15 protein-coding genes and 1 other RNA gene are annotated in these 17,328 nt (G+C 69.8%); 11 read left to right on the top strand and 5 right to left on the bottom strand.

Translation table 11 applies throughout. The features are described 5' to 3' along the window. Window positions 1-23 precede the first annotated feature (23 nt). Entirely contained in the window at window positions 24-1,793 is a 1,770-nt protein-coding gene (locus ACIPJY_RS04135; RefSeq protein WP_400459090.1) for a choice-of-anchor D domain-containing protein, read from the top strand. Between the two features lie 33 nt (window positions 1,794-1,826). On the opposite strand, the gene ACIPJY_RS04130 is transcribed toward ACIPJY_RS04135, so the two are convergent. Then, window positions 1,827-2,189 carry a hypothetical protein gene (locus ACIPJY_RS04130; RefSeq protein ID WP_400459093.1) on the bottom strand — a complete coding sequence of 121 codons (363 nt, stop codon included), beginning with the start codon at window positions 2,187-2,189 and terminating at the stop codon, window positions 1,827-1,829. A gap of 163 nt (window positions 2,190-2,352) precedes the next feature. On the opposite strand from ACIPJY_RS04130, the gene ACIPJY_RS04125 reads away from it, so the two are divergent. Both ACIPJY_RS04125 and ACIPJY_RS04120 read left to right on the top strand, forming a co-directional pair. Then, complete coding sequence (locus ACIPJY_RS04125; RefSeq protein WP_400459096.1) at window positions 2,353-3,504, top strand: glutathione-independent formaldehyde dehydrogenase; 1,152 nt, start codon at window positions 2,353-2,355, stop codon at window positions 3,502-3,504. Further along, window positions 3,504-4,799: a DUF2254 family protein gene (locus ACIPJY_RS04120; RefSeq protein WP_400459099.1), complete on the top strand. Its 1,296-nt coding sequence runs from the start codon at window positions 3,504-3,506 to the stop codon at window positions 4,797-4,799. Before ACIPJY_RS04125 ends, ACIPJY_RS04120 begins: the two co-directional genes overlap by 1 nt. Here ACIPJY_RS04120 and ACIPJY_RS04115 read toward each other — a convergent pair. Together ACIPJY_RS04115 and ACIPJY_RS04110 are read right to left on the bottom strand one after the other, a co-directional pair. Next, the gene (locus tag ACIPJY_RS04115; RefSeq protein WP_400459102.1) at window positions 4,757-5,389 is read right to left on the bottom strand and encodes a response regulator transcription factor; all 633 of its coding nucleotides are present in this window, start codon (window positions 5,387-5,389) and stop codon (window positions 4,757-4,759) included. The two genes, ACIPJY_RS04120 and ACIPJY_RS04115, sit on opposite strands and share 43 nt — an antisense overlap. Before the next feature lie 89 nt (window positions 5,390-5,478). After that, entirely contained in the window at window positions 5,479-6,438 is a 960-nt protein-coding gene (locus tag ACIPJY_RS04110) for an NAD-dependent epimerase/dehydratase family protein (RefSeq protein WP_400459105.1), read from the bottom strand. 145 nt (window positions 6,439-6,583) lie between these two features. On the opposite strand from ACIPJY_RS04110, the gene prfB reads away from it, so the two are divergent. From prfB to ACIPJY_RS04075, 7 genes are all read left to right on the top strand, one after another. After that, complete coding sequence (gene prfB / locus ACIPJY_RS04105; protein WP_400459108.1) at window positions 6,584-7,693, top strand: peptide chain release factor 2; 1,110 nt, start codon at window positions 6,584-6,586, stop codon at window positions 7,691-7,693. A 61-nt stretch (window positions 7,694-7,754) separates the two neighbouring features. Next, on the top strand, window positions 7,755-8,513 hold the full coding sequence (ftsE, locus tag ACIPJY_RS04100; RefSeq protein ID WP_123653686.1) for a cell division ATP-binding protein FtsE: 759 nt from the start codon (window positions 7,755-7,757) through the stop codon (window positions 8,511-8,513). Continuing rightward, the gene (gene ftsX / locus ACIPJY_RS04095) at window positions 8,510-9,424 is read left to right on the top strand and encodes a permease-like cell division protein FtsX (RefSeq protein ID WP_400459113.1); all 915 of its coding nucleotides are present in this window, start codon (window positions 8,510-8,512) and stop codon (window positions 9,422-9,424) included. Before ftsE ends, ftsX begins: the two co-directional genes overlap by 4 nt. A gap of 46 nt (window positions 9,425-9,470) precedes the next feature. Continuing rightward, entirely contained in the window at window positions 9,471-9,947 is a 477-nt protein-coding gene (gene smpB / locus ACIPJY_RS04090; RefSeq protein ID WP_400459116.1) for an SsrA-binding protein SmpB, read from the top strand. A gap of 96 nt (window positions 9,948-10,043) precedes the next feature. Then, window positions 10,044-10,421, top strand: a transfer-messenger RNA (tmRNA) gene (gene ssrA / locus ACIPJY_RS04085). A 117-nt stretch (window positions 10,422-10,538) separates the two neighbouring features. After that, window positions 10,539-11,345, top strand: coding sequence for a hypothetical protein (locus ACIPJY_RS04080; protein ID WP_400459118.1), 807 nt, complete (start codon window positions 10,539-10,541; stop codon window positions 11,343-11,345). Window positions 11,346-11,471: 126 nt separating this feature from the next. Continuing rightward, the gene (locus tag ACIPJY_RS04075; RefSeq protein ID WP_400459121.1) at window positions 11,472-13,139 is read left to right on the top strand and encodes an APC family permease; all 1,668 of its coding nucleotides are present in this window, start codon (window positions 11,472-11,474) and stop codon (window positions 13,137-13,139) included. Window positions 13,140-13,144: 5 nt separating this feature from the next. Here the strand turns inward: ACIPJY_RS04075 and ACIPJY_RS04070 are convergent, their stop codons facing one another. Both ACIPJY_RS04070 and ACIPJY_RS04065 read right to left on the bottom strand, forming a co-directional pair. Further along, window positions 13,145-14,452, bottom strand: a complete 1,308-nt coding sequence (locus tag ACIPJY_RS04070; RefSeq protein WP_400459124.1) for an LLM class flavin-dependent oxidoreductase — start codon at window positions 14,450-14,452, stop codon at window positions 13,145-13,147. 2 nt (window positions 14,453-14,454) lie between these two features. Beyond that, a complete protein-coding gene (locus ACIPJY_RS04065; RefSeq protein ID WP_400459126.1) occupies window positions 14,455-15,843 on the bottom strand; it encodes an O-acetylhomoserine aminocarboxypropyltransferase/cysteine synthase family protein in 1,389 nt (462 codons plus the stop codon). Window positions 15,844-15,935: 92 nt separating this feature from the next. Between ACIPJY_RS04065 and ACIPJY_RS04060 the strand changes: the two genes are divergently transcribed. Next, entirely contained in the window at window positions 15,936-17,150 is a 1,215-nt protein-coding gene (locus ACIPJY_RS04060; protein WP_400459129.1) for an amidohydrolase family protein, read from the top strand. The last annotated feature ends 178 nt before the right edge of the window (window positions 17,151-17,328 follow it).

Here is a 17,328-nt window from a genome sequence, read left to right as displayed (position 1 = left end):
TCGGGGACCGGAACGGACGACACATGCAGCGATCCACTCGCGCGGCGGCGATGACCGCTACCGCGCTCCTCACCGTCAGCGCGCTCGGGTTCACCGGCTTGCAGACGGCGTCCGCTGCGACTGCAGCGCCGACACCGACCGGCGGCGTGCTGCAGATCCGCTCGCCGCTCTACTCGGACCGCGGCACGCCGCAGTTCGCCGACGGTGCGAACGTGCAGCGCCTCCTCGCGGACACCACCCGCGGCATCGATGCCCGGATGACGGTCACCGCCACGACGAGCGCCTCCTTCGTGCTGACCCCGCCGGACGGCGAGCCGTTGACGACCGGTGTGTACCGGCTCGTCGGCGAGCAGCCCTACGGCGCGACGGTGCCGACGCTGCGCATCAACGGGACGGAGATCTCCGGCGAGTTCGACGTCCTGGACATCGCGTCGGACCCGACCGACGGCACGATCACGCGCTTCGACGCGCTCGTGCCCGGCATCGGAGAGTTCCGCTTCGGGGAGGACGCCGCGGGCTCGGTGGTGTTCGGCGCTCGGAACATCGTCTTCGCGCGGACGTTCATCGGCCTCCCGAAGACCACGCAGGTCGAGACGGTGCACAACACCGGGACGACCGCGGTCCCCCTCGCCGCACCGACGGTCAGCGGGGCCAACGCGACGTCGTTCTCCGTCAGCGGCAGCACCTGCGGAACCACGCTCGCCGCCGGCGCGACGTGTTCGTTCACGGTCGGCTTCGCGCCGAAGACCGCGGGGCCCGCCACCGCCTCGTTGGGCGTGAAGGTGGGGACGACGACCAGGACCGTGCCGCTCACCGGTTCCGCGTACCTCGGGACGACCGGGATCACCTCGTCCGGGAAGGACATCGTCGACAAGGGGAAGACGACGAAGGTGACCAGCGCCACCACGGCCATGACGGTCGTCGCGGTCGCCGGTGGGTGGACCTTCAACGCCGACCGCCTCGATGGTTCCGGCAGCGCGGTGAGCGTCCACGTCGAGGGGCCGGGCGACGGCCCGTTGCCGGTCGGGACACGGAAGACCACCGTGAGCGGCGGCTACAAGGTGCTCACGGCAGTGGACTCGAGCGGCTGCGACACCACCGGCACCGAGACCGTGAAGCAGTTCCGCAACGACCCGGTGACCGGGCTCCCGGACACCGTCGACATGTCGTTCACCCAGTACTGCGTGGACGCGAACGCGCAGACCGGGACGCTGCAGTGGCAGGCGCGCTCCGACGTGACAGCGCCGGCAGCGCCGACCTCGGTCAGGGTGTCCGCGACCTCGCCGCGGAAGGTCAGCTGGAAGGCGTCCGCCTCGACGGACGCGAAGTCCGTGGTCGCACGCCTCGTGCAGGGCACCGGTGCCGGCGCGACCCCGCAGAGCGGCACACCGCTCACCGTCTCCGGCACCACGGCGACCGTGCCGTCCGTGCCGGCGGGCCAGCAGTACACCGTGGTCCTGTTCGCCGTCGACGCAGCAGGGAACGTCAGCAAGCCGGCGACGACGCGGTTCGGCACCGTCCCGGTCACCGTGATGGCCCCGAGCCGCCCGACCATCACCAGCACGACCCCCGGGACCGGGTCGGTGACCGTCGAGTTCACGCCGCCGACGGACGACGGCGGGCTGCCCGTCACCGGCTACGTCCTCTCGGACGGGCGCACCTCGGTGACGGGGACGTCCAGCCCGATGACGCTCACCGGCCTGCCCGCGGGGAACGACATGGTCCGCGTCATCCCGGTCAACGCGGCCGGACAGGGGACGCCGTCGTACGCCGTCCCGGTCACGGTCGGGTAGCGAGCGGGGTTCCCGGGCCGAGCGCGGCGGCGGCTACGGCTTCTCGTCGACGAGCGCGACGAAGCGGCTGCCGATGCCCTCGACCTCGCGCCGGACGCGCCCGGCCGTGGGCTCCGGAGCCTGGTACGGCGCGTGGTAGTCGCAGACCAGTTGGTCCCAGTCCGGCCACCACTTCTTCGGCCGCGCCGTCTCGTCGTACCCGCAGACCGCGCACTGCAGGTGCACCCAGACCTTCTTGGCGCCCGTGCGGTTGGCCCGGGACTGCACGAGCCAGGCGGGCGGGTCCTGCTCGATCGCCTCGAGTTCCGCTTCGCTGAGCCGCGAGGGGATGCCGTGGTGCGTCGCCATCTCGATCGGGATGTCGAGTCGGACGGCGGCGTCGCGTCGGGAGAGCATCAGCCAAGGCTAGGTGCTCTCGGAGCACTCGGACGGTCCTCCTGGTGCAAGATCCGCAGATCGACCGATGTGGGGGCGCTCGGCGCTGAGTGTGATGGGCGCTGACGGTCGATCAGGATCATCAGCGAACGGCCGTTCCGTACGAAGACCGAGAGGAACGATCATGAGAGCCGTTGTCTACGAAGGCCCGAACAACGTGAGCGTCAAGGACGTTCCCGACGCGCGGATCGAACGTCCCACCGACGCGCTCGTCCGCGTCACCACGACGAACATCTGCGGGTCGGACCTGCACATGTACGAGGGGCGCACGGACTTCGAACCAGGGCGCTGGTTCGGACACGAGAACATGGGTGAAGTCATCGAGGTCGGCTCGGGCGTCGACAAGCTGCAGGTCGGCGACCGAGTGGTCGTGCCCTTCAACGTCGCCTGTGGCCACTGCAAGAACTGCGAACGGGGTCTGACCAACTACTGTCTGACCGCGCAGCCCGAACCCGCCATGGCCGGAGCGGCCTACGGGTTCGCAGACATGGGGCCGTGGGCCGGCGGGCAGGCGGAACTCCTCCGCGTGCCGTGGGCGGACTTCAACTGCCTGCGACTCGGTGACGACGCCGACGACAAGGCGAGCGACTACGTGATGCTCGCCGACATCTTCCCGACCGGCTACCACGCCACCGAGCTCGCGGGCGTGAAGCCCGGCGACCAGACCGTCGTCTACGGTGCCGGTCCGGTGGGCCTGATGGCTGCGCTCTCCGCGACGATCCGTGGCGCGAGCAAGGTCATGGTCGTGGACCGGCATCCCGATCGGCTCCGCCTGGCCGAGTCGATCGGAGCCGTCGCGATCAACGACGCCGAGGTCGACCCCGTGGAAGCCGTGCTCGCCGAGACCATGGGGCTCGGTGCTGACAACGGGTGCGAATGCGTCGGGTACCAGGCACACGAGCCTGACGGCGAGGAGCAGCCCGACCTGACCATGAACCGGCTCGTGGCCTCCGTCCGGTTCACGGGTGTCATCGGGAGCGTCGGCGTCTTCGTGCCACAGGACCCCGGGGGAGTCGACGAGCTGGCCAAGCAGGGCAAGCTGGCGTTCGACTACGGGCTGTTCTGGTTCAAGGGCCAGCACATCGGGAGCGGGCAGGCGCCGGTCAAGCGGTACAACCGGCAGCTGCGCGACCTCATCGCGGCAGGCAAGGCCACACCGTCGTTCATCGTGAGCCACGAACTCCCGTTGGACGCGGCGCCGGAGGCGTACCGGCACTTCGACCGGCGGGACGACGGCTGGACCAAGGTCGTCCTCAAGCCCGGGGCGGCGGCCTGATGGCGGGCGGGCCGGCTGAACGTCCTCGTGCCGGCCCCGACCCCGACCGGCAGCGTCGCATCGAGTACCGCTGGCGTGTCAACAGCCTCTGGCTCATCCCCGTGCTCTGCATCGCGGCGGGGTGCGCGGCCGCGGCGATCACGCTCCTGATCGACCTCGTCATCGGGTTCGACGCGCTCCCGGGGCACCCCCTCGGCACGGCTGGCGCGGTACAGACCATCCTCAGCACGGCCGCATCGGCGATGCTGACACTGACGACCGTCGTCCTGACCGTCCTCACGCTCGGTGTGCAGCTCGCCATGCAGCAGTTCTCGCCGAGGATCGTCCGAGCCCTCCTCGCCGACGGCCGGAGTCAGCTCGCCCACGGGCTGTTCGCAGCGACGTTCCTCTACTGCATGGTGGCGGTCGCCGCCGTCGACGACACCGGATCGCCGGGGCACCAGGTGCCGAACGTGACCGTGGCGTTCGGGTACCTCCTGCTGTTGGCCAGCCTGCTCGTCCTGATCGGCTACGTGCACCACGCCGGACAGTCGTTGCGCGTGGCTGGCCTCGTCGACCTCGTGGGTGACAACCTGCAGCGCGAGATCGACCGCTCGTTCCCGCCGATCGACCGGCCCGTCGTCGACCCGGCGACGATCGCCGGCGACGAAGCGGGCGTCGTCGTCATGGTCGACGTCGCTCGGCTGGTCGACGAAGCGCAGCGCACCGACGACTGCCTCGAGATGCTCGTCGCCGTCGGGGACTTCGTCCCGAAGGGCGCTCCGATGGTGCGATGGCGGAACGGCCGGACCCACGACACCACGACGATCCGACGCGCGGTCGTCCTCGACAACGAACGGAGCCACATCGGCGACGCCCCGTACGGGCTCAGGAAGCTCGTCGAGGTCGCAGAGCGCAGCATCGCTTCCGGCCCCCATGACGATCCCGGGACCGCCGTGCAGGCGATCGACCGGATCCACGACGGCATGCGACAGCTCTGCACGCGCCGGATGCCCGCGACGGAGCACCGGGACGCGGCCGGCGAGCTCCGGGTCGTGACCCGTGAACTCGCCTGGCACGGGTTCGTCGCCCTGGCGTTCGAGGACATCGTCGAACTGGGGAGCGCCGCACCGTTCGTCGCGCGCCGGCTCCTCAGCGCCCTCGACGACCTCCTCGCGACCGCGCCCGTCGACCGTCGGCCTCCGCTCGAAGCGCAGCGGCGCCACCTGCTGGCCGGAGCCGCCCGGAACGGGATCACGGTGCTGCCGGACGGTCAGGGTCGCGGCTCCGGGAGGGACGTCTCGGCCAGTGGGTGACGTGCTCCCCGGCGTCGCGCCGCCGCGGTGCAGGGCGGTGGCACGTACAGGCCTTCGCGCTGCGCCCGCAGTGCCGCGTGGGTGCGCGTCGCGCAGCACAGTTTGGCCAGGAGGTGCTCCACGTGCGTCGCGACCGTGCGCGCGGTGATGACGAGTTCACGAGCGATCTGGATGTTCGAGCAACCGTCGACGATGAGCCCGAGGACCTCGAGTTCACGCGCGGTCAACCCCCGCAGGTCTCCAGGGGGCGAGAGCAGCACGACCGCTCGGACTCCGGGGGCCATCGCCGCAGCCAGCACGATGCTCGTGACGCGCACGTAGTCGTGACCGGCCGTGCTGGCCCGGGGCCAGAGGAACGCGGCGGGGAGCGGGTCGTCTGTCATCCGTGTACGGACGACGGGGACGAGGTCCGAGCCGGCATCGAGCAGCGGGTCTCCGGGGAGACCCGGCAGGGGACGCGCCGAGTCGTCCCTGAAGAGCGCACCGGCGACGGCGTCGTCGACGAGTCGGCTCGCAGCGACCAGCGACGAGATCGCGTCGAACTCTGCCGGCGCGTCCGACGGGCGCTTCGCCGGAGTCCGTGTGGACATCGCGACCTCCTCAGAGCGCCGGCCGCAGGCCGTGTGTCACTATCCAATTTACGTATCTCCGACCGTACCACCCGGACCACGGCGACGTTCTACCGGACGCTCCGGAGGACCACGGCTTCCTCCGACGCCGTGAGCCCCGCGCGGCGCGGCCGGTCCCGTCCGCGCGAGCGTTCGTCGGTGAGCACGTCGGCGATGGTGTCCCGGAGCGGCCGTGTCCGTCCGCCGGAGGCCCGGTACCGCCGCGCGGAGCGCTGTGCGAAGGCCGTGTCGGAGGCGGGCAGCCACAGCGGCAGCGAACGAGGTCCGGCCCAGTACCGGACGTCCAGCGCCAGCAGTTCGTCGTCCCCGACCTCGACGAGGCCGTCGTCGTGACCGGTGACCGCCGCGACGTGCCGGAGCAGGTCGGACATCGGGATCGGTTCCCCGACCGCGTTCACGGTCCCGGCGTACCCGCCACGTCCCGCGTCGCCGATCCACGCGGCGAGGTCCGCCACGTCGACGACCTGGGCGAAGCGACCGGCCGTCATCGGTGCCAGCGCCGGCCCGCTCCGGTCGAGGCGCGCCGCCCAGTACCCGAACCGGTCGCTCGGGTCGCCGGCGCCGACGACGAGCCCGGGCCTGCCGATCGCCACGCGCGGACCGAGCCGAGCGGCCGTGCGCTGCTCCGCGCGGACCTTCGCGTCGGCGTACGCCGTCGGGTCGACCGGCTCCACGAGTGCGGCCGTCTCGTCCGCGTCCGGCTCGTCGTTCCGGGCGTAGACGGAGACCGAGGAGACGAGCGTCCAGTGCGCCGCGGTGTCGGCGAGCGCATCGAGTGCGGGATCGACGAGACCGGGATCGGACGAGAGCTCGACGACCTCGTCCCAGTCGCCGCGCACCAGGTCGTGGGCGTCGGCGGCGCGACGATCCGCGCGGACGAGGCGTGCACCGGCGGGGACGTCCCCCGACGTGCCCCTGGCCAGGCAGGTGACGTCGGTCCCTGCGTCGAGGAGGTCCCGGACGATCGCACGGCCGAGCCACCCGGTCCCACCCAGCACCAACGCTCGCACCGGACCAGTCAAGCGTGCCGCGCGCCGGCCGGGCGCCGTGTCCGCCGTCAGCGGAAGCGGCGCGGACCGCGACCAGCGGGGCGGACCCGCGCCGGGCCTCCAGGCCGTCGTCCGTCTCCTGCGCGCGCCGGTAGACTCGGTGACCATGGTCGAACTGGACTTCACCGAGCAGATCTCCGCCCTCCGAGAGACCTTCGGCAACATCCGCTCGGTGGTCGACGTCGACCGCCTGCAGCGCGAGATCGCCGACCTCAGCGAGCAGGCCGGGGCCCAGGACCTCTGGGACGACGTCGAGCACGCGCAGCAGGTGACGAGCGCGCTCTCGCACCGGCAGTCGGAGCTCAAGAAGATCACCGACACCGAACAGCGCATCGACGACCTCGAAGTGCTCATCGAGATGGCGAACGAGGGCGACGACCAGGAGTCCGCCGACGAAGCCGCCGCCGAGCTCAAGGCCATCACGAAGACCATGGGCGACCTCGAGGTGCAGACGCTCCTCGACGGCGAGTACGACGACCGCCCCGCCGTGATCACGATCCGCGCTGGTGCCGGTGGCGTCGACGCCGCGGACTTCGCCGAGATGCTCATGCGCATGTACCTGCGGTACGCCGAGCAGCACGGCTACAAGACCACCGTGATGGACACGTCCTACGCGGAAGAGGCGGGCATCAAGTCCGCCACCTTCGAGGTCGACGCGCCGCACGCGTTCGGCACGCTCTCGGTCGAGGCGGGCACCCACCGCCTGGTCCGGATGTCGCCGTTCGGTGCCGCGGGCAAGCGCCAGACCTCGTTCGCCGCGGTCGAGGTCATCCCGCTGATGCCGGAGACCGCCGTCATCGACATCCCGGAGAACGACATCCGCGTCGACGTGTTCCGCTCGTCGGGCCCCGGCGGGCAGTCGGTCAACACCACGGACTCCGCGGTGCGCCTGACCCACCTGCCGACCGGCACCGTCGTCTCGATGCAGAACGAGAAGTCGCAGATCCAGAACCGCGCGGCCGCCATGCGCGTGCTGCAGTCGCGACTCCTGCTCCTGAAGAAGGAAGAGGAGAACGCGAAGAAGAAGGAGCTCGCCGGCAACATCACGGCGAGCTGGGGCGACCAGATCCGCTCGTACGTGCTGGCGCCGTACCAGATGGTCAAGGACCTGCGGAGCGAGCACGAGGTGAACAACCCCTCAGCGGTGTTCGACGGCGACCTGGACGGCTTCATCAACGCCGGCATCCGCTGGCGGAAGCAGTCGGTGGAGTCCTGAGCACCCTCGTGCCGCGCGCCTCGCTTGCTTTCCAAGCGGGGCGACCTACCCTGATCCGGTCATGATCAAATTCGACCAGGTCACCAAGCTGTACTCGGGCAACCCGAGTCCCGCGCTCGACAACATCACCCTCGAGATCCTCAAGGGCGAGTTCGTCTTCCTCGTCGGCGCGTCCGGCTCCGGGAAGTCGAGCTTCCTGCGCCTCGTGCTCAAGGAGGAGAAGCCGACGCGCGGCCAGATCCACGTGCTCGGCCAACGACTCGGTGCCCTGTCCTCGCGGAAGGTCCCGTACTTCCGCCGGAACCTCGGCGTGGTCTTCCAGGACTTCCGCCTGCTGCCGAACAAGAACGTCTTCGACAACGTCGCGTTCTCGCTGCAGGTGATCGGCAAGAGCAAGGGCTTCATCAGCGAGGCCGTCACCGACGTGCTCAAGCTCGTCGGCCTGAACGGCAAGGCCACCCGCATGCCGCACGAGCTCTCCGGTGGTGAGCAGCAGCGCGTGGCCATCGCCCGCGCCGTGGTCAACAAGCCGTCGGTGCTCCTCGCCGACGAGCCCACCGGCAACCTCGACCCGACCACGTCGGCGGGCATCATGGCGCTCCTCGAACGCATCAACCAGGGAGGCACCACCGTGCTCATGGCGACGCACGACGCCAGCATCGTCAACCAGATGCAGCGCCGGGTGATCGAGCTGTCCGGTGGCGTCGTCCTGCGCGACGAGCAGTCCGGCGGGTACCAGACCCAGGCGCTCCCGACGATCCAGCAGGCCGGCGTCTCGAACACGACCGGCATCCAGACCATCCCGGGGCTCATCCGATGAGGCTCGGGCTCGTCATGTCCGAGGTCGGTTCCGGCCTGCGGCGCAACGCCTCGATGGTCGTCTCGGTCGTCCTGGTCACCTTCATCTCGCTGACGTTCGTCGGCACCGCGATCCTGCTCCAGATGCAGATCAACCAGATGAAGGGGTACTGGTACGACCGGGCGCAGGTCGCGGTCTACCTCTGCACCGACACCGACACCACCGGCAACTGCACGGGGGCGAAGGCCACCGACGACCAGCGCCAGCAGGTCGAGGAGCAGCTGAAGGGCTCCACGCTCGCGCCGTACATCGAGAAGTACTACTTCGAGAACCAGCAGGACGCGTACACGCGGTTCAAGCAGCAGTTCAAGGACTCGCCGGCGACGGAGTTCGTCAAGCCCGAGTACCTCAACGAGACGTACTGGGTGAACCTGAAGAACCCGTCGCAGGCCGACGTCCTGCAGGAGAGCCTGTCGAAGGTGGCCGGCGTGCAGAGCGTCGTCGACCAACGCGGCTACCTGCAACCGATCTTCAACCTGTTGAACGCGTCCTCGTACACCGCGATCGGCATCGCGGCGCTGATGCTCATCGCGGCCGTGCTGCTCATCGCCACCACGATCCGGCTCTCGGCGTTCTCGCGCAGACGGGAGCTCGGGATCATGCGACTGGTGGGTGCGTCGAACCGGTTCATCCAGACGCCCTTCGTGCTCGAGGGGGTGATCGCCGCAGCCATCGGCGCGGTCCTCGCGGGCGGGGCGATCACCGCGGTGGTGTGGTTCTTCGTGCGCAACTACCTGACGAAGCGGTTCTCCGGCACCGCCTTCATCGGCATGAGCGACGCCGCGATCGTGGTCCCGGCCGTGATCGTCATCGGCGTGGTGCTCGCGGCGGTGTCGGCGTCGATCGCGATCCGGCGCTACCTCAAGGTGTAAGCTGCAGGGCTGCGCATCCGCAGCGACCCGTCGGAAGGAGACGCGCATGGCGAAGGAACGCGGCGAGAAGATCGTGGCGACGAACCGTCGCGCGCGCCACGACTACCTCATCGAGGACACGTACGAAGCGGGCATGGTGCTCTCCGGCACCGAGGTGAAGTCCCTTCGTGAGGGCCGCGCGTCGCTCGTCGACGGGTACGCCTTCGTCGACGCCGGGGAAGCCTGGCTCGACGCCGTGCACATCCCCGAGTACACCGAGGGGACCTGGAACAACCACGCACCGCGGCGCAAGCGGAAGCTGCTGCTGCACAAGCAGGAGATCGTCAAGATCTCGCACAAGACGGCGCAGGGTGGCTACACGCTCGTCCCGCTGCAGATCTACTTCCACGACGGTCGGGCCAAGGTGGAGATCGCGGTCGCCAAGGGCAAGCGCGAGTTCGACAAGCGGCAGGCCCTCCGCGAGAAGACCGACAAGCGCGAGGCCGAGCGGGCCATGCGCAGCCGGAACCGCCTCGGCGACTAGCGGGCCGAGGGTTCGTTCGGTAGACTGAACAGCTGCCTGCGACAACAGGCATTCTCAACTCCACAGTGTGACAGCGGCTCGCTGCTCGGCCCGTACGGGGATGATCGGTTTCGACATCGCCTGTGTGCCGACGGGAAGCGGGCCGAGGACCCACGGTCATCTCGTGAACGATCCGTGGAAAACAACAAGTGCCAATTCCAAGCGCACTGACTTCGCTCTCGCTGCGTAAGCAGCCCAGCACATGAAGTCCGTCGGCCAGGTGATCGTCTCCTAACCTGAGTTCCGGCGTCATCCAGGGGGCTTGCTGCACGGTTGCGCCTCAGGGCCGTGCGGGACTTGCACTGAGACTGGGCCCGTCGTCCTAGAAGCCGGTAGCAAAGGACGGGGCCGAGCAGAACGAATCATCCGGATACGCCCGTAGAAGACGTCGAATTGCAGCGATGGACGGGGGTTCGATTCCCCCCATCTCCACCAACGCCGAAGCGACGCAGCCGCTGTCACACCGTGGTCACTCTTCCGGTTCACCCGGCAGGACTACGCTCCGCACCAGGCGCAGGAACACGCCAGCGCCGGTGAGTGGAAGGTCCCGTCGTGCAGGAGATCGCGATCCGTGTCCGGCTGCGAGAGCAGGAACGAGTCGGCTTGGCCGAGTACGAGCGCATCGTGGGGTCGGTCGCGACCGTCGCTGCGCTCACCGCCTGGTTGCCGACACCCGACGCCCGCCTCGTGATCCGCGGCCGGGGCGCCGAACCAGTCCGGCTCGAGACCGTCTCGTACGGTTCCACGTTCGAGATGCTCGTCGTCCTCGACCAGCGGAGTGCCGCCGTCGAGCGGGCAGCAGCTGCCGTCGCAGCGCTCATCGAGTCCGTCCGGCACGAGCACGTCGAGGACGACGTGTCCGGGGTGGCCGGCGAGCTCGACCGACTCGACCGTTCCGCGCCGCGGGGCCGATCGGCCGTCGAGCGGTCGCTCCGGGCGTTCCTCGAAGGTGCCCGCGCCGACGTGCTCGCCCGGAAGAGCACGACGCGACTCCGTGCGGCCTCGGCCCTCGTGCGCCTCGCGGAGGACGCCGCCGAACTCACCGTCGAGCGGGTCGAGGACGCGCTGGCGTCGGAACTCACCGAGCGACCCGTCGACGTCCTCGCGGACACCGGCGCTGCGGTCGTCGTCGAGCCGGTGGACGGCGTCGACGCCCCCGACGAACCCGAGCCCGAGCCCGAGCTGAAGCCGGAGCAGGCGGCGAAGAAGCAGGACAGCAAGAAGCAGGACAAGCAGGACGGCAAGAAGAAGAAGGACAAGAAGGACAGCAAGAAGCAGGACAAGAAGGACAGCAAGAAGAAGGACGGCAAGAAGCAGGACGGCAAGAAGAAGGACAAGAAGAAGGACAAGAAGTCCTAGCCTGAGTGCTTATACAGGGCATTTGTTTCCACCTCGTTAACAAATCGTCCGAGAACGCCGCACAGTGCCAGAGTCGATGAGCGCGGCCCCCGCAAGGGGGCCGTGCCCACCTCGACAGGAGCAACTGTGGCTACATCCACCTCACAGGCGCTGCCCGACTCCGGGCTGAAGCGCAACGTCGGCTTCATCGGCCTCATCTGGGCCTCGACCGGATCGATCATCGGTTCCGGCTGGCTCTTCGGCTCGCAGGAGGCCCTCAAGACCGCCGGACCGGCCGCGATCATCTCGTGGCTCATCGGCGGCGTGGCGATCCTGGTCCTCGCACTCGTGCACGCCGAGCTCGGCGGCATGTTCCCGATCGCGGGCGGAACGGCGCGGTTTCCCCACATCGCGTTCGGTGGCATCGCCGGGGCCTCGTTCGGCTGGTTCTCCTGGCTGCAGTCGGTCACGGTGGCCCCGATCGAGGTCGAGGCCATGATCAAGTACGCGCAGCACTGGCAGTTCGCGCACCCCTGGTTGCACACCACGACGGTGGACGGTGAGACGCAGCAGCTGCTGACCGGCGCCGGCATCGCGGTCGCGGTGCTGCTGATGGCGGTCGTCACGGTGATCAACCTGCTCAGCGTGAAGATCCTCGCGAACACGAACTCCGCCGCCACGTGGTGGAAGGTCGCAATCCCCCTGCTGGTCATCATCGTGCTGGCGTTCAGCGGCTTCCACGGCTCGAACTTCACCGCCGCCGACGGTTTCATGCCCGAGGGCGCGAAGGGCATCCTCGCCGCGGTGTCGACGTCGGGCATCATCTTCGCGTTCCTCGGCTTCGAGCAGGCGGACCAGCTCGCGGGCGAGGCGAAGAACCCGAAGCGCGACATCCCGCGCGCGGTCATCGGGTCGGTGCTCATCGGTCTCGTGATCTACCTGCTGCTGCAGATCGTGTTCCTCGGCGTGCTGCGCTCCGACGCGATCCAGGGCTCGTGGGCGACCGCGGACTTCACGAAGTACACCGGTCCCTTCGCTGACATCGCGATGGCCGCGGGCATCACCTGGCTCGCCGTGATCATCTTCATCGACGCGATCATCTCGCCCGCCGGAACCGGCCTGATCTACGTCACGGCGACGTCGCGCATCTCGTACGGCCTCAGCCGCAACGGCTACTTCCCGAAGGCCTTCGAGTGGACGACGAAGCAGGGCGTCCCGTGGGTCGGGCTCATCACGGCGTTCGTCGTCGGGTGTGCGTGCTTCGCGCCGTTCCCGTCGTGGCAGGGGCTGGTCAGCCTCATCACGAGCGCGTCGGTGCTCATGTACGCCGGCGCACCGCTGGCGCTCGGGGCCTTCCGGAAGCGGATCCCCGAGATCGAGCGTCCGTACCGGATGCCCGCCGCGACCGTGCTCTCGCCGATCGCCTTCATCGTCGCGAACCTCATCATCCTCTGGACCGGGTGGGACACGGACTGGAAGCTCGGCGTCGCGATCCTGATCGGCGCCGTGGTGATCATCCTCAACAACGTGTTCCGTGGCGCCTCGAGCGTCCGACCGCGGTGGGACTGGAAGGCGGCCCAGTGGCTGCTGCCCTACCTGATCGGCATGGGGCTCATCGTGTTCCTGAGCGACTTCGGTCCGCTGACGAACCCGGTGTTCCCGCTCTGGATCGACATCGTCGTGGTGGCGGTCTTCTCGCTGATCATCTACTACTGGGCGATCAACTCGGCGTCCCCGCGCGAGGAGATCCTCCGTACCGCTGAGGACGTCCGCGACGTCGAGGAGTCATCGGTGGTGGAGCCCGTCCGGCACTGACGCCGTCAGAAGTCGAACAGGTTCGCGCGGATCCCTCCGGCGCCGTACTCGCGCCGGAGGAGTCCGCGCTGCCGCAGCACCGGCACCAGGTCACCGAACATCCGGTACACCTGGGCCGGGTGCAGGTCGCCGGAGAAGATGATCCCGTCGTTGTCGGCGTCCGCGCCGAGCTCCTCGATGAAGTCCGCGAACTCGTCCGCGGTGCCGACGAACCCCGACCGGGACGACACCCGCCCCTTGCGGGCCTTCCGCGTCAGCAGCTCCCGGAGCGGCGCGTCCGGGGTGTCGCCGACCAGGCCCCGGATCGTCCCGGCGGAGACGTGGTCGCCGAACGTCCCGGCGGGGATCGGGGCGTCCAGATCGAGTGCGAGCAGGTCGGTCTCGGAGTCGCTCGACCACGCGATCGCAGCGGTCCGGAGGTCCGCGTCGGACGGGTGCTCCGAGGCGTCGACGATCCGGTCCGCCTCGGCAGCGGAGACCGCGATCTCCGGCTTCAGGACGAACAGGATCCGGAGCTCGTCCGCGGAACGCCCGGCGTCCGCGGCGGCCGACAGCACCCGGGCCCGGTAGTCCGCGACGGCGGACGCCGAGAGCGGCGCGAGTGCGAGCTGCACGTCCGAGTGGGTGCCGGCGAACCCGAGTCCGCGGCCGGAGCCGCCGGGGGAGACCACGATCGGGTCGCTCTCGAGCGGCAGCGCGTTGAGCGGCCCGTCGGCGGTGAAGTACGCGCCCTCGTGGTGGAACGCGTCGAGTTCCGACCCGTCGGCGAAATGCCAGTCGGGGCGCGAGCCGACGTACCCGGCGGACCCCCACGAGTGCCAGAACCGGCGGAGCAGCGTGATCCACTCCTCGGCGCGGTCGTACGCCTGGTCGTGGGGGAGTGGTTCCAGTCCCGCGTGGCGCGCGCTGCCGACGTCGGTCACCACGTTGATGCCCAGTCGCTCGGAGGACAGGTGCGCCAGCGTGGCGAACTGCCGGGCGGCGAGGTACGGCGGCGTGATCCCGGCGTTCACGGTCGGCGCGATCCCGATGTGCGAGGTCGCGGCGAACAGGTACGGCGCCAGCAGCAGCGGGTCGTGCTTCGGGCCGCCGTAGGCCTGCCGGATCCGCAGGTCGAGGGTCGACGGGTTGCCGAGCGAGATCGCGTCCTCGGCGATCACCAGGTCCATGCCGGCCTGCTCGAGCGCCCGCACGGACTGCTGGTAGAGGTCCGGCTTCGTCCAGTCGTGGCCCCAGTCCCAGTCGGACCGGCCCCACGCCTGCGGGCCGAATCCGCGCGAGAAGAAGTACCCGAAGTGCTGCAGGTCCGCCATCGTCAGAGCTCCTCCGCGATCACGTGCTGCCCCGGAACCGTGTGTCCCAGGGACTGCAGCTCCGCGTCGGTCGCGGCCCCGGCCTCCAGACCGACAACGCCGCGGACCGCGGCGAGGCCGCGTTCCAGGTCGCGGAGCAGGTCCGCGACGTCCTCGATGCCGACCGACAGCCGGATCAGGCCGTCGTCGATGCCCTGCGCGGCCCGTTCCTGTGGCGTGCGGCCGGCGTGCGTCGTCGTCGCCGGGTGCAGGATGAGCGACCGGACGTCGCCCAGGTGGGTCATCCGGCTGAACAGCTGCACCGCGTTGATGAAGTCGCGTGCGGCCGGCTCGCCGCCGGCGAGCGTGAAGGCGAACACGGAGCCGGCTCCGCGGGGCAGGTACCGCTGGGCGAGGTCGTGGTACGGACTGGAGGCCAGGCCCGCGTGGTCGACGCTCGTCACCTCGGGCTGCTGGTCCAGCCATTCGGCGATGGCCAGCGCGTTCGCGCTGTGCCGCTCCACGCGCAGGCTCAGCGTCTCGATGCCCTGGCGGAGCAGGAACGCGTTGAACGGGGACGGCGTCGGTCCGATCCGTGAGCTGATCACGTCACGTGCGAAGACGATGAACGCGCGGTTGCCGTACTTCTCGACGTAGCTCTGGCCACCGAGGGACCGCTCGGGGCTGGTCAGGTGGGTCCACCGCTCCGGCGATGCCGACCAGTCGAACGTGCCGCCGTCGACGACCACGCCGCCCAGGCCGGAGCCGTGGCCGCTGAGGAACTTCGACGCGGAGTGCACGACGACGTCGGCGCCGTGCTCGATCGGCCGGACGAGGTACGGCGTGGCGAGCGTGTTGTCCACGACGAGCGGGACGCCTGCACGGTGCGCGGTCTCGGCGACGCCGGTGATGTCCAGGACGTCGTTCTTCGGGTTCGGGATCGTCTCCGCGAAGAACGCCTTCGTGTTCGGACGGACCGCGGCGGCCCAGGCGTCGAGGTCACGGGCGTCGGCGACGAAGTCGACCTCGATGCCGAGCCTGCCGAGGTTCTGGAGCAGCAGCCCGCGGGTGCCCTCGTAGATGCTCTGGGCGCTGACGACGTGGTCGCCGGCCTGCAGCAGTCCGAGGAACGCCACGGTCGCCGCCGCCTGACCGCTCGACACCAGGATCGACTCGGTGCCGCGCTCGAGGAGCGCGATGCGGCGTTCGACGTCGCCGTTCGTGGGGTTGCCGAGCCGGGTGTACGTGTAGCCGTCGTCCGTGCCGGCGAACCGGTCCCGTGCCTGGTCGAAGTCGTCGAAGAGGAAGCCCGACGACATGTGGATCGCGGGGACCCTCGCACCGTGACCGGCGTCGGGAACGAACCCGCCGTGCACCTGCTCGGTCGCGAACCCGTGGTCGTCGTTCGACATGGCATTCCTCTCGGTGATCTGTTGTCCGTACTCTCGCAGGCCTCGCTCTGCGGATACTCCATTGCTGCCCCCGGTTACGACAGGATGGTGGGATGGTGAACGACGACGTGGACCTGGTCATCCGAGACGTGCGGCCGTGGGGAGGCGCGTCGGCGGACATCGTGGTCAGCGGATCGCGCATCGCGTCCGTGGTGCCGAGCGGCACCGCGCCGGTGACGGGAGCGAGTGTCGTGGACGGCCGCGGGCTGCTCGCGCTGCCGGGTCTGGTGAACACCCACGCGCACGCCGACAAGAGCTGGTGGGGGCACACCTGGGAGTCGTTCGCGGGTGCGTCGACGACGCAGGGCCGGATCGCGCACGAGCGTGCTCGGCGTGACGCGCTCGGGATCCCGAGCGTCGGCATCGCGAAGCGGGTGCTCCAGGAGTACCTCCGCACCGGGACCACCCGGGTCCGGACCCACGTGGACGTTGACCTCAGTCTGGGACTGCGCGGCATCGACGCCGTGCGCGAAGCGGCGGCAGAGCTCGACGGCGCCGTCGAGCTGTCGATCGTCGCCTTCCCGCAGGACGGCGTGCTCCGGCGCCCCGGCGTGCTCGACCTGCTGCGCCAGGCGGCAGCGGACGGCGTGGAGCACATCGGCGGCCTCGATCCCGCGCTCATCGACCGCGACCCGGTGGGGCAGCTCGACGGGCTGTTCGACATCGCCGCGGAGCACGGGTGCGGGATCGACGTCCACCTGCACGAGCCGGCGGATCTCGGTGCGTTCTCGTTCGACCTGGTCCTGGACCGCGTGGAGCGGCTCGGGATCGCACCCGGGAAGGTCAACATCGCGCACGGGTTCGCGATCGTCGACGTCGATCCGGTCCGTCGCCGCGACCTGCTCGGCCGGATGGCAGGGCTCGGCGTGACGATGACGACGGTGGCGCCGGTACGGATGCGGCAGCTGCCCCTGCACGAGTTCGACGACGCCGGCGTCCGGTTCGGGCTCGGCACGGACGGCATCCGCGATCTCTGGAGCCCCTACGGCGACGGTGACCTGCTCGGCATCGCGTGGCAGTACGCGCGTGGCGGCGGCTACTCGCGCGACGAGGACATCACCCGTGTGGTCCAGGTCGCGACGCGGGACGGCGCGCGGTTCGTCACCGACGAGGAGCACGACCTGGTCGCTGGAGCCCGAGCGGACGTCGTGCTCGTCGACGCGGAGAACCCGATGGACGCCCTGGTCCGTCGGGTGCCCCGGTCACTCGTGGTCGCCGGTGGGACGGTGTTCGACCCGGCGGACCTCGCCCGGCACCCCTGGGAGTGAGGCCGAGGGCCCGGAGCGGCGGGTGACAGCCGAGTCCGGCAGCGGATTGTCGACTGGGCACGGGTTCCGGCGCCCGTGTGATCCTGTTCGCATGCGATACCGACTCATGAATGACTACAGCGCGGATTGGCCGCTCTGGCGGGATGACGGCGGGGCTCCGGAAGGGGAACCCCAGCTC

Origin of the sequence: Curtobacterium sp. NPDC090223 (genome assembly GCF_044746585.1) — a bacterium.
Lineage (GTDB): Bacteria > Actinomycetota > Actinomycetes > Actinomycetales > Microbacteriaceae > Curtobacterium.
This window is presented reverse-complemented; position numbering and strand designations above follow the sequence as displayed.

Excerpts from the sequence above, each read along its gene's own strand:
- ACIPJY_RS04135 (WP_400459090.1), top strand. The coding sequence starts at position 24 with ATGCAGCGATCCACTCGCGCGGCGGCGATGACCGCTACCGCGCTCCTC.
- ACIPJY_RS04130 (WP_400459093.1), bottom strand. The coding sequence starts at position 2,189 with ATGCTCTCCCGACGCGACGCCGCCGTCCGACTCGACATCCCGATCGAG.
- ACIPJY_RS04125 (WP_400459096.1), top strand. The coding sequence starts at position 2,353 with ATGAGAGCCGTTGTCTACGAAGGCCCGAACAACGTGAGCGTCAAGGAC.
- ACIPJY_RS04120 (WP_400459099.1), top strand. The coding sequence starts at position 3,504 with ATGGCGGGCGGGCCGGCTGAACGTCCTCGTGCCGGCCCCGACCCCGAC.
- ACIPJY_RS04115 (WP_400459102.1), bottom strand. The coding sequence starts at position 5,389 with ATGTCCACACGGACTCCGGCGAAGCGCCCGTCGGACGCGCCGGCAGAG.
- prfB (WP_400459108.1), top strand. The coding sequence starts at position 6,584 with ATGGTCGAACTGGACTTCACCGAGCAGATCTCCGCCCTCCGAGAGACC.
- ftsE (WP_123653686.1), top strand. The coding sequence starts at position 7,755 with ATGATCAAATTCGACCAGGTCACCAAGCTGTACTCGGGCAACCCGAGT.
- ftsX (WP_400459113.1), top strand. The coding sequence starts at position 8,510 with ATGAGGCTCGGGCTCGTCATGTCCGAGGTCGGTTCCGGCCTGCGGCGC.
- smpB (WP_400459116.1), top strand. The coding sequence starts at position 9,471 with ATGGCGAAGGAACGCGGCGAGAAGATCGTGGCGACGAACCGTCGCGCG.
- ACIPJY_RS04070 (WP_400459124.1), bottom strand. The coding sequence starts at position 14,452 with ATGGCGGACCTGCAGCACTTCGGGTACTTCTTCTCGCGCGGATTCGGC.
- ACIPJY_RS04065 (WP_400459126.1), bottom strand. The coding sequence starts at position 15,843 with ATGTCGAACGACGACCACGGGTTCGCGACCGAGCAGGTGCACGGCGGG.
- ACIPJY_RS04060 (WP_400459129.1), top strand. The coding sequence starts at position 15,936 with ATGGTGAACGACGACGTGGACCTGGTCATCCGAGACGTGCGGCCGTGG.